The organism is Streptomyces hainanensis, assembly GCF_004348415.1.
GTDB lineage: Bacteria > Actinomycetota > Actinomycetes > Streptomycetales > Streptomycetaceae > Streptomyces > Streptomyces hainanensis.
On sequence record NZ_SMKI01000185.1, the window covers coordinates 1 to 13,702 of the forward strand.

Annotated in this window: 15 protein-coding genes; 8 read left to right on the plus strand and 7 right to left on the minus strand. The window is 74.1% G+C overall.

Translation table 11 applies throughout. From position 1 onward, the window contains the following. Both E1283_RS18245 and E1283_RS18250 read left to right on the plus strand, forming a co-directional pair. The coding region (locus E1283_RS18245; protein WP_132819139.1) for an ABC transporter ATP-binding protein at window positions 1-943 on the plus strand (943 nt) is incomplete at its 5' end. Beyond that, on the plus strand, window positions 943-1,839 hold the full coding sequence (locus E1283_RS18250) for an ABC transporter permease (RefSeq protein ID WP_132819140.1): 897 nt from the start codon (window positions 943-945) through the stop codon (window positions 1,837-1,839). The genes E1283_RS18245 and E1283_RS18250, both read left to right, overlap by 1 nt. Before the next feature lie 42 nt (window positions 1,840-1,881). On the opposite strand, the gene E1283_RS18255 is transcribed toward E1283_RS18250, so the two are convergent. Together E1283_RS18255 and E1283_RS18260 are read right to left on the minus strand one after the other, a co-directional pair. Continuing rightward, the gene (locus tag E1283_RS18255) at window positions 1,882-4,281 is read right to left on the minus strand and encodes an ABC transporter permease (protein WP_243744930.1); all 2,400 of its coding nucleotides are present in this window, start codon (window positions 4,279-4,281) and stop codon (window positions 1,882-1,884) included. Further along, the gene (locus E1283_RS18260) at window positions 4,278-5,036 is read right to left on the minus strand and encodes an ABC transporter ATP-binding protein (RefSeq protein WP_132819141.1); all 759 of its coding nucleotides are present in this window, start codon (window positions 5,034-5,036) and stop codon (window positions 4,278-4,280) included. Before E1283_RS18260 ends, E1283_RS18255 begins: the two co-directional genes overlap by 4 nt. A 111-nt stretch (window positions 5,037-5,147) precedes the next feature. Here E1283_RS18260 and E1283_RS18265 point away from each other — a divergent pair, with 111 nt between their 5' ends. After that, entirely contained in the window at window positions 5,148-6,317 is a 1,170-nt protein-coding gene (locus E1283_RS18265) for a sensor histidine kinase (RefSeq protein WP_165956162.1), read from the plus strand. Between the two features lie 32 nt (window positions 6,318-6,349). Then, a complete protein-coding gene (locus E1283_RS18270; protein WP_425086196.1) occupies window positions 6,350-6,949 on the plus strand; it encodes a LuxR C-terminal-related transcriptional regulator in 600 nt (199 codons plus the stop codon). Window positions 6,950-7,010: 61 nt separating this feature from the next. On the opposite strand, the gene E1283_RS18275 is transcribed toward E1283_RS18270, so the two are convergent. The 4 genes from E1283_RS18275 to E1283_RS18285 form a co-directional block, all read right to left on the minus strand. Further along, complete coding sequence (locus tag E1283_RS18275) at window positions 7,011-8,189, minus strand: glycosyltransferase family 4 protein (RefSeq protein ID WP_132819143.1); 1,179 nt, start codon at window positions 8,187-8,189, stop codon at window positions 7,011-7,013. Then, complete coding sequence (locus tag E1283_RS37370) at window positions 8,186-8,629, minus strand: hypothetical protein (protein WP_165956163.1); 444 nt, start codon at window positions 8,627-8,629, stop codon at window positions 8,186-8,188. The genes E1283_RS18275 and E1283_RS37370 overlap by 4 nt, the downstream gene beginning before the upstream one ends. After that, a complete protein-coding gene (locus E1283_RS18280) occupies window positions 8,626-9,447 on the minus strand; it encodes a sulfotransferase family protein (protein ID WP_341829937.1) in 822 nt (273 codons plus the stop codon). The genes E1283_RS37370 and E1283_RS18280 overlap by 4 nt, the downstream gene beginning before the upstream one ends. Window positions 9,448-9,774: 327 nt before the next feature. Beyond that, the gene (locus E1283_RS18285; RefSeq protein WP_132819144.1) at window positions 9,775-10,773 is read right to left on the minus strand and encodes a sporulation protein; all 999 of its coding nucleotides are present in this window, start codon (window positions 10,771-10,773) and stop codon (window positions 9,775-9,777) included. Window positions 10,774-10,977: 204 nt separating this feature from the next. On the opposite strand from E1283_RS18285, the gene E1283_RS18290 reads away from it, so the two are divergent. From E1283_RS18290 to E1283_RS18300, 3 genes are all read left to right on the plus strand, one after another. Continuing rightward, window positions 10,978-11,424, plus strand: a complete 447-nt coding sequence (locus E1283_RS18290) for a hypothetical protein (protein ID WP_132819145.1) — start codon at window positions 10,978-10,980, stop codon at window positions 11,422-11,424. 68 nt (window positions 11,425-11,492) lie between these two features. Further along, window positions 11,493-12,191, plus strand: coding sequence for a DUF3105 domain-containing protein (locus E1283_RS18295; protein ID WP_132819146.1), 699 nt, complete (start codon window positions 11,493-11,495; stop codon window positions 12,189-12,191). Beyond that, on the plus strand, window positions 12,188-12,829 hold the full coding sequence (locus E1283_RS18300) for a DUF305 domain-containing protein (protein ID WP_132819147.1): 642 nt from the start codon (window positions 12,188-12,190) through the stop codon (window positions 12,827-12,829). Before E1283_RS18295 ends, E1283_RS18300 begins: the two co-directional genes overlap by 4 nt. A gap of 101 nt (window positions 12,830-12,930) precedes the next feature. On the opposite strand, the gene E1283_RS18305 is transcribed toward E1283_RS18300, so the two are convergent. After that, entirely contained in the window at window positions 12,931-13,317 is a 387-nt protein-coding gene (locus E1283_RS18305; RefSeq protein WP_132819148.1) for an RNA-binding S4 domain-containing protein, read from the minus strand. A 167-nt stretch (window positions 13,318-13,484) separates the two neighbouring features. Between E1283_RS18305 and E1283_RS18310 the strand changes: the two genes are divergently transcribed. Next, the coding region (locus tag E1283_RS18310; protein WP_132819149.1) for a hypothetical protein at window positions 13,485-13,702 on the plus strand (218 nt) is incomplete at its 3' end.

Genomic DNA, 13,702 nt, shown 5'->3' on the forward strand with positions numbered 1-13,702 from the left:
GGTCGACCCCGCCCCCGACCCCCTGCTGGCCGACGTCCCGCTGCGGATCGAAGGGCTCACCAAGCGCTACGCGGGCGCCGGCGACCGCTACGCCGTCCGCGACCTCTCCTTCCAGGTCAGGCGCGGCCAGGTGCTCGGCCTGCTCGGCCCCAACGGCGCCGGCAAGACCACCACGCTGCGCATGCTGATGGGCCTGATCGCCCCGGACGCCGGCGAGATCCGGCTCTTCGGCCACCTCGTCGGGCCCGGCGCCCCGGTGCTCTCCCGGGTCGGCGCCTTCGTCGAGGGCGCCGGCTTCCTGCCCCACCTCAGCGGCCGCGCCAACCTGGAGCTCTACTGGGCGGCCACCGGCCGCCCGGCCGCCGATGCCCGCCTCGACGAGGCCCTGGAGATCGCCGGCCTCGGCCCCGCCGTGGACCGCGCCGTACGCACCTACTCGCAGGGCATGCGGCAGCGACTCGCCATCGCCCAGGCCATGCTCGGCCTGCCGGAACTGCTGATCCTCGACGAGCCCACCAACGGCCTCGACCCGCCGCAGATCCGCGCCATGCGCGACGTGATGACGGGCTACGCCGCCGAGGGCCGCACCGTGATCGTCTCCAGCCACCTGCTCGCCGAGGTCGAACAGACCTGCACCGACCTGGTGGTGATGGACGGCGGACGGCTGGTGCGCTCGGGCCCGGTCGGCGAGATCACCGGCTCCGGCGACACCCTGCTGGTCGGCATCGACGTCGAGCCGACCGACGCCGTGCTCGAACAGGTCGCCGCGCTGCCGGGCGTCGCCTCGGTCGGTCGTGCCGAGACGGGCCTGCTGATCCGGCTCGACGGCCTCAGCCCCGCCGAACTCCTCGCCGAGCTGGTGCGGTTGGAGATCCCCGTGCACGCCGTCGGCCCGCACCGCCGCCTCGAGGATGCCTTTCTCACCCTGATCGGAGGCGCCTGATGGCAGCCGCGCCCGACACCACCGCCGGCACCACGGCCGCCGTCACCACCACCGCCCTGGACGCGGCACCCGGCTACGCCGCCCGCCGCACCCTGCCGCTGCGAGTGGAGGCCGTCCGCCAACTGCGGCGCCGCCGCACGCTGGTGATCGGCGCGCTGCTCGGCCTGCTGCCCCTCGTGGTCGCCGTGGCCTTCGAGGTCGGCGGCGGGCCGAGCGGCGGCGGTGAGCTCACCCTGCTCGACACGGCCACCGCCTCCGCCGTGAACTTCGCCGCCACCTGCCTCTTCCTCTCCGCCGGCTTCCTGCTGGTGGTGCCCGTGGCGCTGTTCTTCGGCGACACGGTGGCCGCCGAGGCCGGCTGGTCCTCGCTGCGCTACCTGCTGGCGGCGCCCGTGCCGCGCAGCCGGCTGCTGCTCAGCAAGCTGGGCGTGGCGCTGCTGTTCAGCGCCGCCGCCATGGTCCTGCTGCCGCTGGTGGCGCTGGCCGTCGGCGCCGCCGCCTATGGCTGGGGGCCGTTGGAGCTGCCCACCGGCGGCGCTCTGCCGGCCGGCGACGCGCTGGGCCGCCTCGCCGTCGGCGTCGGGTACGTGCTGGTAGCCCAACTGGTCACCGCCGGCCTCGCGTTCTGGCTCTCCACCGCCACCGACGCGCCGCTCGGCGCGGTCGGCGGCGCGCTCGGGCTCACCATCGTCGGCAACATCCTCGACGCCATCACCGCGCTCGGCGACTGGCGCGAGTTCCTGCCCGCGCACTGGCAGTTCGCCTGGGCCGACGCCTTCCAGCCCCAGCTGGAGTGGGGCGGCATGATCCGCGGCACCGCGGTCTCCGTCGCCTACGCCCTGGTGCTGTTCGCGCTGGCCTTCCGCGGCTTCCGGAACAAGGACATCGTCTCCTGAGACCGCCGGGCCACGACCGACCGGCCGGCTCCCGTCAGCCGCTCATCCGCCCTCCCCGGCACCGGGGACGCCCGCGCGGCGGAGGACGCGGCGGGCGGGCAGCACGCTGGCCGCCAGCCCGACCAGCAGACACCCTCCGACCGAGCCCACCACCCACGGCCAGGCGACCACCGGCTCCACCGGGACGCCCAGGTTCTCGCCCAGCCCGTGGCCCATGCCCAGCAGCGCCGGAGCGGCCGCGGCCAGGCCCAGCACGGCGCCGATCGCCACGACGCAACAGGTCTCTCCCGCCACGGCCATGAGCACCTGGCGCCTCGAGGCGCCCGACAGCCGCAGCACCCGGAAGTCACGCGCCCGGTCCGAGGTCGCCGTCAGCAGCGTGGAACCGACGGCGATCGCCGTGTATCCGGCCGTCATGGCGACAAGGATCAGCGTGAAGAGGCGTATCAGGCCCTCCTCCTCCGCGTCGTCCCCTCGTGCCTGCTCCAGGACCGAGACCTCCTCGGCGCCGAGCTCCGCCGCCGGACGGGCCGGCGGCCCACCGGTGCGGAACACGACGTCGGCCAGTGCCGAGGGATCACGGGCCCGCACCAACTCGGCCGGCAGCAGCAGCTGGTGCGGCAGGTCGTCACCGATCACCGCGGCCACCCGGAGCCGCTCGGTTCGGCCGTCGTCGAAGACGAGGCCGAAGCCCGCGCCCTCTTCCAGGCCGTGCGCCGCGGCCACCGCCGCGCTCACGACGACCGTGCCCTCGGCGGGCGCCGGCGCGCCGCGGACCGCCTCGAACTCCGGGAAGACGCCGGCCGCGAGCAGCGCGGACCCGCCGGCCCCCGGGTAGACGGTGGTCGACAGCACGGCGGTGCCCTCGACACCGGCCACGGCCGCGGCCGAGAGGCCGGGGGTGCCCCGCGGGACGATCGCGGCCTCCGCCCGCACGGCGGCGGCCTCACTTACCGTCTCCGCGCCGGCGGTCGTCTCCACCGTGCTGGTGATCAGCACGGCGAACGCCACCGTGGCGAGCACCGGCGCGACCGACGCGGAGGTGCGGCGCACCGCGGTGCGCACGCTCTCGCGCACCAACATGGCCGTCGCCCCCGGGCTGATGGCGAGCGGCCGCGTCAACGCGCTCACCACGGGCCGGGTGAACGCCGGGCTGAGGACGGTGAGCCCGGCGGTGAGGCTCATCGCGGTGCCGAGACCCAACAGGACCATGGCGTCCGGACCGGCGACGGCCGTGCCGGCGGCGCAGGCCATGCCCAGGCCCGTCAGCCCGAGCCCCGCCAGCCAGCGGCCCCTCGTCATCGGCGGGGCGTCGACCACCGCCTCCCGCATCGCGTCCAACGGAGCCGCCCGCGCCGCCCGACGGGAGGCCCACCACACGCCGACCAGGGCGACCGCGGGCCCGAGGGCGAACGCGGCGACGGGGACCCACCAGGTGAACCGCACGGTGAAGCCCACCGGTTGCAGGCCGCCGCCGACCAGCAGCCCGGCCATCACCGGTGCCATCAGCAGCCCGAGCACGGACCCGACACCCGCCGCGAGGACGCCCACTGACGCCGCCTCGCCGTACAGCACGCGCCTCAACTGCCGCGGCGTCGCCCCGATGGCCCGCAACAGGCCGAACTCGCGGCGACGTCGGGCGACGGTGAAGGCGAAGGACGACGACACGACGAAGACGGAGACGAACACGGAGAGCGCCGTCATCGCGGTGACGACCTGAGCGCCGATCCAGCGGGTCATCTCGTCCCGCTCCGGGGCGAGCGCGCCCCGGGCGGATCCGGACAGCACCCGGCCCTCGGAGCCGACGACCTCCCGCGCGGACCCGACCACCCGCGCGGGATCGGCTCCGGGCGCGAGGGTGAGACCGATGACGCGGACGCCGCCGGCGAGTTCCGCGGCCCGCTCGTCCGTGACGTAGTAGCCGGGGCCGGCCATCGTGCCCGAGACCGTGAAGTCGACCGGACCCGCCGCGGTCAGGATCGCCACCCGCTCGCCCGGCGGCAGGCCGAGCGCCCGGTCGACGACGATGTCGCCCGCCGCGGCCGGCGGCCCGCCGGCCGTCAGCCCGAACGAGGCCAGCGCCGCGGTGGACCAGCCATGGCCCTGCCGCTCGCCGGCGCGCTGCTCGGTGCCGACGGCCTGCGCGTAGAAGTCGCGAACGGGGACCGCCGCGTCGACCCCCGGCAGCGCGGCCAGTGCCCCCCGCAGCCGCTCGGCCCGCTCGGGCGACCAGGGCGGCGGCTGGGCGAACACGCCGCTGGCCGGGGCCTCCTCCGGGCTGGCGACCAGCACCGGGGCGCCGGCGAGCCGCGCGGGCACGCCCGTGCCGCCCGAGAGCAGGATCAGACCGCTCATCGTCACCACGGCGACGCCCACCGCGACCGCGACGAAGCATCCGAGGAACGAGACCCAACGCTGCCTGACCATCGCCCAGCCCGTCACGACCGCACCTCCAGCGCCGCCGTCCGAGCCGCGATCGCCTCGGCTCCCGCGCCGCCGGGCAACTCGTCGGCGAGCCGCCCGTCCGCGAGGAGCACCACGCGGTCGGCGAACGCCGCCGCGGCCGGATCGTGCGTCACCATGATCACCGTCTGACCCTCCGTGTCCACCAGCTGCCGCAGCAGTTCGAGCACGGTGCGCGACGCGGCGCTGTCCAGCGCCCCGGTCGGCTCGTCCGCGAAGAGCACCGCCGGGCGCGCTATCAACGCCCGTGCGATCGCCACCCGTTGTTGCTGGCCCCCCGACAACTCGCCGGGCCGATGGCCGGACCGGGCCGCGAGGCCGACCCGGGCCAGGGCCTCGCGTGCCGCCCCGGCCGCCGGACGCCGCCCGGCGAGCCGGAGCGGCAGCTCCACGTTCTGTGCCGCCGTCAACGCCGAGACCAGGTTGAACGCCTGGAAGACGAAGCCGACCCGCTCCCGGCGCAGCAGCGTGAGGCCGTGCTCGTCGAGGCCGCCCAACTCGGTGCCGGCGATCCACACCTCGCCGGCGGACGGACGGTCGATGCCCGCCGCGCAGTGGAGCAGGGTCGACTTCCCCGAGCCCGAGGGGCCCATCACGGCCGTCATCGTGCCGGAGGCGAAGGCGACGGTGACGCCGTCCAGGGCGGTCACGGCGCGCTCTCCCTCGCCGTGGCGCTTCCGAACGGCGTGGAGCCGGACGGGAGGGGGAGTGGGGTCAGTCGGTGTCAAGGTCATGGGATCAAGGCAACGGCACCCTGCCCCGCCCGCGCATTGGCACCAGGGCGAGAAGAAAAACTCCACCTGGCACTACCGACCGCCCCGGGGACGCCTCGATACGGTCGACGTGTGTTTCCTCGTAACGTCCTGGAGGCTCTCGGCTACCGGCCGCTGGGATATCTCCGTAGCAAGTGGCCCCTGCGGTCGCTGGCGTATCTGCTGACCGGCGGGTTCTTCAGCACCGCGCTCGGTCTCGCGCTCCTCGGCGTGCTGACCGCCCCCTTCGGCAGGACGGCGGGTGTGCTCGCCGCCGTCCACATCCTGGCCTTCGCCGTTCTGATGGCGGGCCCGTTCGAAAGGTGGCGCCTCACCCTGATAGACAGCGAGCCGCTGCGGCCACTCGACGGCTGGCGGACGGTGGGCTACGGCGCCGTCTCCGTCGTGGCCGTTGGCTGGGCGGATCTCGCCGTCGTCCTGGTCTCGATCGGCATCCCCGGGTTCCTGCTGTTCGCGCCGTTCCAACCAACGGCCGCGCCCTGGCAGGCGTTCGCCGGGCCGGTCGCCGGAGCGGTCCTGCTGCCCATAGCGGCCTACCCCATCGGTGCCTGGGCGGGGGCCCGTGGCGCCCTGGCCCGGGCCGCGCTGGCCCCCGGGGACGGCGAGTTGCGCGAGGTGGTCCGCTCCCGGGCGCGGCTCGTCGACGCCTTCGAGGCGGAGCGCCGGCGCATCGAGCGCGACCTGCACGACGGAGCCCAGCAGCGCCTGGTCGCACTGAACATGAAGTTGGGGATAGCCGCGCTCGACGTGGCGCCGGGCAGCGTCGCGGCCAAGGAGGTGGGGGAGGCCCACACCCTCGCCAAGGAGGCGCTCGCGGAGCTGCGCGAGTTGATCAGGGGGGTTCACCCACAGGTGCTCACCGAGCGCGGAATCCCCGCCGCCGTCCGCGACATCGCCGGGCGCTCCCCGGTCCCCACCACCGTCGACATCGACCTGCCCGAGCGACTGCCGCCCGGCGTCGAGGCCACGGTCTACTTCGTGGTCACCGAGGCGCTGACCAACATCGCCAGGCACAGTGGTGCCGGCCGGTGCCGCATCGCGGCCCGCAGCGCCGAAGGGGTGCTGTGTCTGGAGATCGAGGACGACGGCGTGGGTGGGGCCGACGCCGCGCGCGGCAGCGGCCTCCTCGGTCTGGCCGACCGGATCGCCGCCGCCGACGGCAGAATGCTCCTGTCCAGTCCGTCCGGCGGTCCCACCACGATCAGAGCGGAGATCCCGTGCCACCGCCCCTCCGCGTCCTGATCGCCGAGGACTCCGTGCTGCTGCGCGAGGGCATGGTTCACCTGCTGCGGCGTTTCGGCCACGACGTGGTCGGAGCCGTCGGAGACGGCGCCGCGTTGCTCGCCGCCGCCCACCGGCTGCGGCCCGCCCTGGTCGTCGTCGACGTCCGCATGCCGCCCGACTTCCGCGACGAGGGCCTCCGCGCCGCCCGGAGACTCCAGTCGGAGCAGCCGGAGCTCGCGGTGCTGGTGCTCAGTCAGTATGTCGAGCAGACGTTCGCCGACGAGCTGCTGGAAGACCGTCGGGGCGGCGCGGGGATGGGATATCTCCTCAAGGAACGTATCGGGGACGTCGAGGAGTTCGCCGACGCCGTCGGCCGGGTGGCGGCCGGGGCGACAGTCGTGGACCCGGAGGTGGTGCGCCAGTTGTTGGCGCGACGCCCGGACCCGTTGACCCGCCTGACGCCGCGTGAGCGCGAGGTGCTCGCGCTGATGGCGGAGGGCCGCTCCAACGCCGCGATCGCCCGGCGTCTCGTCGTGACGGAGGCGGCGGTGGCGAAGCACATCGCGAGCATCCTGGCCAAGCTCGACCTCCCGCCAGCCCCCGACGACCACCGCCGGGTGCTCGCCGTGCTCGCCTACCTCCGCGTCTGACGGCGAGCCGTCGTGACGCCGGTGGCGAGGTTCTCCCTCACCCGGTCCCTCACCCGCTCCCTCATCCGGTCCTTGAGCTGGCGAGCGACTCGAAGAGCGCCGTCCACCGGTCCCGGATCGCCTCGGGGGAGTACGCCTGCACGGTGGCCAGCGCCGCGTCGCCCATCTGGGCCCGCAGCCCCTCGTCGGCCATCAGCGTGCGCATCGCCGCCGCGAGCCCGTCCACGTCCTCCGGCGGGACGAGCAGTCCCTCCTTGCCGTCGGTGATCACGTCCGAGGGGCCGGTGGGGCAGTCGAAGCTGACCACGGGCAGCGCGTGCGTCATCGCCTCGATCATCACCATCGGCAGCCCCTCGGCCCGCGAACTCAGCACGTACATCGAGGCCTTGGCCAACTCCTCGTCCAACTGGTCGGAGCGGCCCATCAGGAACACCTGGTTGTACAGGTGGTGCTCGTCGATCAGCTTCCGCAGCTGGTTGCCCCGGTCCCCGGTGCCGTAGATCCGCAGCTGCCAGTCGGGGAACTCGTCCACCAGCCGGGAGAACGCCGGGATCAGCAGGTCGAACCCCTTCTGCGGGCGCAGCCGCCCGGCGGCCACCGCGATCCGGCTGGCGCAGGTGGACGGCTTCTGCTTCAACGAGTGCACCGCGTTGGGGATCAACTCCACCCGGGTGCCGGGCGCGATCCGCAGATAGTCCCCGCGGTCCCGCTGGGTCAGCACGGCGATCGCGTCGAACCGGCCGTACCAGCGGGCGATCGCGGCCCGCACGTCGGGCTGGTGGACGGCCAGGTTCATGTGTTCCTGGGCCACCCGCAGCACGCCCCGGGTGGCGAATCTGGCGGCCAGCAGGTTCAGCGAGGGCCGGGTGGTCACCAGCACCCCGTCCCGCAACTCGCCGAGATAGTCGATGACCTGGCGCTCGATGCCCCGGGTCAGTGCCGCGTAGCCGCCCTCGCCGTGTGGCACGAACCGCGGCGGCCGCGCCGCCCGGCGGTCGGCGAGCCGGCGCAGCGGCCCGCGGGGCGCGTCCGGCTCCGCGTCGTGGTCGTGTCGCAGGTCGGCCAGGGCGAAGAGCCGCACCCGGGAGTCGAGCGGGAAGTAGGGGCGGTCGGCGCGCCGGAGCACGCTGACCACGCGCACGTCGTGGCCGGCCGCGGCCAGCGCGCCGGCCTGCGTGAACACGGTTCGGATCGTGCCGCCCATCCCGTAGGCGTGCAGCAGCAGATAGCGGATCTTCATCGGCCGGGCCGCACCTCGACGGAGAGATTGTCCTTGATCGTGTAGTACGGCCGCACCAGCAGCGTCAGTTCGCCCCTGGTGACGCGCTGGCCGGGGAAGACCATGACCGTCTTCTTGTTCCTGATGTCGTCGAGCAGCCGGCCCACCCGCAGCCCCGCGCCGGTGGCCCCGGGCGGCGCGAGCCAGACGTCCCACAGCGCCGGCGGCTCGAACGTGTCGGCCGGCACCAGGTCCGCCACCGGCAGCGAGGAGTCGAAGGCCGCCCCGTCGAGCGGCGCCGGGTAGCGCAGCGCCGGCTCCCCGACCGCGCCACGCCGGGCGACCCGCAGCGTCCAGCCGTCGGCCGTGGCCGGCTCGGGGGCGTGGTCGTGCAGCCGGCCGACGAGGCGCAGCCGCCCGTCCCGCGGCCACACCCGGGCCAGCTCGGCGTGGCCCCTCATGACACGCGTCCGGTGTCGACCAGGCCGGCCGCCGAGCCCGCGTCCCGGCCCGACGCCGGGTAGCCCCAGGTCTCGCAGATCTCCCGCAGCACCGCCGGCAGTTCCTCGGGTGGCGGGAGTTCGCGGCCCGGCTGGACCCGGCCCGACCTCACCTTCTCGCGCCAGTCGCCGAGCCCCTTCTCCAACCGGGCGGTGGCGCCGGGCACCTGCCCGTACTCCAGCATCCCCGGCTCGAAGGAGACCTCGAGGAAGTCGCAGACCGAGCGCAGCGTGGCCTCCGGGTCGCCGGTCAACTCCTCGTAGCGCACGGTGTGTCCCGGCAGCGCGCGTCGGGCGCGCTCCACGGCGTTCAGATAGCGCAAGGCGTCGTGGGCGGCGTGTTCCGGGTTGCGCTTCACCGGGTCGGCCTCGTGCCAGGAGCGGGCGACGGCCGCGGGGTGCCGCAGCAGGAACAGGAACCTGGCGTCCGGCCAGCAGGTGGCGATCCGCCGGAACACGAACGCGTTGCCCGGCGTCTTCTCCACCAGCGTCTCCTTGCCGGAGCGCAGCAGCTCGCGGTGCAACACCCGGTCCCACAGGAGGTGTTCGAGCTCGGCCCGGTCGAGCCCCAGCAGGCCGAGGGAGCGCTCGGCGAGGCGGGTGGCGTGGGCCACCTCGAGCCGGCGGAAGTGGAGTTCGTGCGGCGCGTGCAGCCGCGAGTGCGCGTTGAGGGTGAGCCGCAGCAGGGTGGATCCGGAGCGGACCGGCGCGATGATGAACACCGGGCGGCGCAGCAGCCGGTCCCGGGCCGGGTCGGCCGGCGGTCGCGGTGCGATCACGCTCCGATCGCCGGCGGGGCGCGGGGGAGCGGCCGGGCGGGGAACCGCGGCCCCGGGGCGCGCGCGGCGCACCTGGAGGCCGGTCGCCGAGCCGAGCGCGGCGTTGATTTTCCTGAGCAGTTTCATGGCAGACGACATGGCGAAGCAGCCCAACACCAACCGGGTGAGAAGGGGTGAGAACGGCGGAGATCGATTCACGGACGTTCTTACACCAGACTCGCCGGGCCGCCCGGGCAAGACCCGGAGCACGCCGTCGATAACAGGCGAAGGCTCACTCGCGCGAGTGAACTCGCGCGAGTGAGCCGGGAGTTTCCGACGCGAGCGCCGTCAGTCCTCGTCGCCCTCGAACATGTCGCCCACCTCGTCGATGACCTCACCCAGGACGAGCCCGCCGACCACGCCGGCCGCCACGCCCGCGACCATCGCGCCCGCGCCGAAGCCGGAGCGCTCCTCCTCTTCCTTGTGCGAGTGGTGGCCCTGGTGCCCGTACGGGTCGTGGTGGCCGTGGTGGCCCCGGTGCCCGCCACCGAAGAAGCCGCCGCCGTGGCCGCCGCCGTGCCGCTCGGCGAGCTGCCGGACCCAGGAGTCCACGAGACCGTTGAAGTCGGTCTGGCCGACGTCGTGGTGGCCCACCACGAAGCGGTTGACGACGTCGTGCCCGCCGCTGAAGAAGCCACCCGGCTTGTCGGCCTCGAGCACCACCTCGAGCCCGCTGGGCGAGGCCAGCAGGGAGATCTCGATCTCGCGCATGGCGTGCGCGTAGTGCTCCGGCGGGTACATCTCGATCTCCTGGTAGAACGGCAGCGTCTGCCCGGTGCCGCCGATGTGCCCCAGTTCCAGGTCGGCCGACTTGAAGCCGAAGCCCAGCTGACCGAACGCCTCCAGCACGGCCTCCTGCACCGGCAGCGGGCGGATCATCAGTTGGTCGAGGTCACCCTTGTCCACCGCGCCGGCCACCGCGAGCTCGGTACGCACGCCGAGCACGATGCCCAGCGGCTGGCCGTAGAGCTCGGTGACCGGGGTCTCCCACGGCACCGGCACCTGGAAGGGCACGCTGAACTCCTGCTCCTCGGCGAGCCGGAAGCCGCCGCCCACCGTGGCCCGGTGGAAGACGACGTAGCCCTCGCTCTCCGAGTCGTGCCCCTCGGCCTCGACCCGTGCCACGAAATCCAGATGGATGCCGGTGATCTCGACGTCCATGGAGCCGCCCCGCACCATGACCCGCCCCGTCAACGTGGTGCCGGGAACGACCGCACCGCCGTCCAGGATCGTGTCCACGGAGGGGCCGCCCACGCCCATCGCCCCGAGCAGCCGTTTGAACACCATCTCGGCGCTCTCCTTCGAGTCTGAGAGTCTGATAAGTCCGATAGATTCGCATTGCACGGTGATCTGATCGGATCCCGTGAGCCCGCACAGCCCCAACAACCCTGCGGCGCAAGGCCAATTCCACGCTACCGCGTCGACGGCGACGATCCGTGGTCATGACGGCACCGGACCATCATCGATCGGCCATGAGTACGATGACCGTCGATGACCCGAACAGCCGGCCGGACCGGCGGCACAGACGTCAGCCACGCCGGGCGCGGCGGGGCTGTCCAGGGCATGGCGCCGAACCGCCTGATCGTCGTCCTCGCCGCCGTGCTGTGCGTCCTCGGCCTCACCGCCGCCAGCGCGGAGGCCGGCGCCGTGGCCGCGGCCACCGCCGCGGTCCAGGGTCCCCACGCCGCGCAGTCGGATCTCGGGCAGCACCCCCATGCCCCACCGCAGGCGGACTCGATCGACCCGGGCAGCACGTGCCATGGCGGCCCGGGCACGCCGGCCGATCCGCTGCTCCCGGCCCCGCTCGCGCTCCACGTTCCGCCGCCCGACCCGGCGCCGCCGGCCGCCCGTGTCGTCGCCGCCCCCGGCATCAGCGGGCCGGCGAACGACGAGGCGGGGGCCGTCGACCTGCATCGGCTGCGGATCCAGCGAACGTGACGGGAAAGTCCCACCCCGCACCCCCGTAACAGGACCATCCCGTTCGCCGGAAGAAGGACTCAGACCTCATGGCAACCGACAGGACCAGCAACAAGGGCAGCGGCAGGACCGGTGGCAAGTCCGGGAAGCGGAACGCCGCCGCCGACCGCCGGGCCAAGATCGAGGAGGCCCGCCGGAAGGAACGCGCCCGCGACCGCCGCAACCGCCTCGTCACCATCGTGGCCTGCTGCGTGGTGCTCGCCGCCACCGTCGGCGGTGGCTGGTGGCTGGTGGCCAACTCCGACGGCGACGGTGACGACGCGGCCGCGCCGCAGTCCGGCGAGTCGGCCGAGATCGAGGGCGTGCAGACCTGGGAGGACCTCTCCCGCAACCACGTCGAGGGCCAGGTCGAGTACACCATGAACCCGCCGGCCGGCGGCGACCACGCGCAGGCCTGGATGAACTGCGACGCCGACGTCTACGAGGCCGAGATAGCCAACGAGAACGCGGTGCACTCGCTGGAGCACGGCGCCGTCTGGGTCACCTACAACGACGCCGCCGCCGAGGAGGACATAGCGACCCTCTCCGACCGCGTCTCCAACACCACCTACACCCTGATGAGCCCCAAGGCCGATCAGGAGTCGCCGATCGTGCTCACGGCCTGGGGCAACCAGCTCGCCGTGGACACCGCGGCCGACCCGCGCGTCGAGACCTTCCTCGACACCTTCGTCCAGGGCGCCCAGACGCCCGAGCCGGGCGCGGCCTGCACCGGGGGGCTCGCGGAATGAGCGCCAGCGTCCGGCGGTGGCTGATCGCGGCCAGCGGCTCCATCGCCGTGGTCGCCGCGCTGCTGATCGGCCTGACCGCCCTGGCGCCGGCCGACTCCGCCCGGGCCGCGCCGGCGGAGGAGTCCGCGGACGTCGGCTTCGCCCGCGACATGTCGGTCCACCACCAGCAGGCGGTGGAGATGTCCTTCATCGTCCGTGACCGCACGGACGACGAGGACGTGCGTCGGCTCGCCTACGACATCATCAACACCCAGGCCAACCAGCGGGGGATGATGCTCGGCTGGCTCGAGGTCTGGGACCGGAACAAGAGCTCGGGCGAGCCGCCCATGTCCTGGATGGACGGCGACGGGCACGGTGAGCACGAGGCGACCGGGGACGGGGCGCTGATGCCCGGCATGGCCACCGACGAGGAGCTGGCCGAGCTCTCGGCGGCCGAGGGCGAGGACGCGGAGATCCGCTACCTCCAGCTGATGACGGTGCACCACGAGGGCGGCGTCCTGATGGCCCGGGCGGCGGCCGAGCAGGCCGGCACCGACGAGATCGAGCGCCTGGCCGCCGGCATGGTCGAGGCCCAGGAGTCCGAGATCCGGCTGATGGCCGACATGCTGGCCGAGCGCGGCGCCGAGCCGACGCCCTGACGGGGCCGCCCCGGCCACGAGCCCCGGCCGCCCGCCGGTTCATCCGGTTCGTCCGGGTCGCGGCCCCGTGCCGCCGGCGCGGGTGCCGCGCCGGCGGCCGGTCAGGTGCCGGTGACGCCGCGCAGCCGCTCCGTGTCCCGCCGTTCCCGCTTGGTCGGCCGGCCGGTGCCGCGGTCGCGGCGGGCCACCGGCACGGCCTGCTCGCGCGGGGGCGGCGGCGGGCTGTTGTCCTGGTAGCACTCCACGGCCACCGGGGCGCCGACCCGCTTGCGGATCAGCTTCGTGACCACCACGATCCGCTCCCGCCCCTCCTGACGCACCCGGATCTCGTCCCCGGAACGCACCGGCTGCGCGGGCTTGGCCCGCTCCCCGTTCACCCGGACGTGCCCCGCCCGGCAGGCGGCGGCCGCGGCCGACCGCGTCCTCGCCAGCCGCACGGACCAGATCCAGCTGTCGACGCGGACGCTGCTCTCCTCCTCGGAAGCCATGCGCCCGACCCTAAACCCGCCGCACCCTCTTCCCCACATCTTCTTCCCCGCACCTTCTCCGGGCTGCCGCCGATCTTCGGCCGGCCGTCTGACAGAGTGGGCCGCACCACAGTGCGCCGGACGACCAGGCGGAGGAACAAGTGCGGGCTCGGCAGAGGACGTTGGGGATGGTGACGGTGGTGGTGCTGGGCGCCGCCGGCTGCGGGACGGCGGACTCCCTGGAGCCGGACGGCGGCCCACGCCCGGCGCTCACCTCGGACGCCTCCCCCGAGGAGGGGCCGGAGCCCGACCACCTGGCCACCCGCATGCGCCGGCACGCCGACGGTCTCGTGCTGCTGTCCGGCGCGGCCCCGGCCCGCCAGTGGCGCAAGCCCGAGCAGCTGAT

Coding starts and splice junctions, on each gene's coding strand:
- E1283_RS18285 (WP_132819144.1), bottom strand. CDS start 10,773: ATGGTGTTCAAACGGCTGCTCGGGGCGATGGGCGTGGGCGGCCCCTCC.
- E1283_RS18275 (WP_132819143.1), bottom strand. CDS start 8,189: ATGAAGATCCGCTATCTGCTGCTGCACGCCTACGGGATGGGCGGCACG.
- E1283_RS18295 (WP_132819146.1), top strand. CDS start 11,493: ATGGCAACCGACAGGACCAGCAACAAGGGCAGCGGCAGGACCGGTGGC.
- E1283_RS18290 (WP_132819145.1), top strand. CDS start 10,978: ATGACCCGAACAGCCGGCCGGACCGGCGGCACAGACGTCAGCCACGCC.
- E1283_RS18260 (WP_132819141.1), bottom strand. CDS start 5,036: ATGACCTTGACACCGACTGACCCCACTCCCCCTCCCGTCCGGCTCCAC.
- E1283_RS18270 (WP_425086196.1), top strand. CDS start 6,350: ATGGTTCACCTGCTGCGGCGTTTCGGCCACGACGTGGTCGGAGCCGTC.
- E1283_RS37370 (WP_165956163.1), bottom strand. CDS start 8,629: ATGAGGGGCCACGCCGAGCTGGCCCGGGTGTGGCCGCGGGACGGGCGG.
- E1283_RS18250 (WP_132819140.1), top strand. CDS start 943: ATGGCAGCCGCGCCCGACACCACCGCCGGCACCACGGCCGCCGTCACC.
- E1283_RS18305 (WP_132819148.1), bottom strand. CDS start 13,317: ATGGCTTCCGAGGAGGAGAGCAGCGTCCGCGTCGACAGCTGGATCTGG.
- E1283_RS18300 (WP_132819147.1), top strand. CDS start 12,188: ATGAGCGCCAGCGTCCGGCGGTGGCTGATCGCGGCCAGCGGCTCCATC.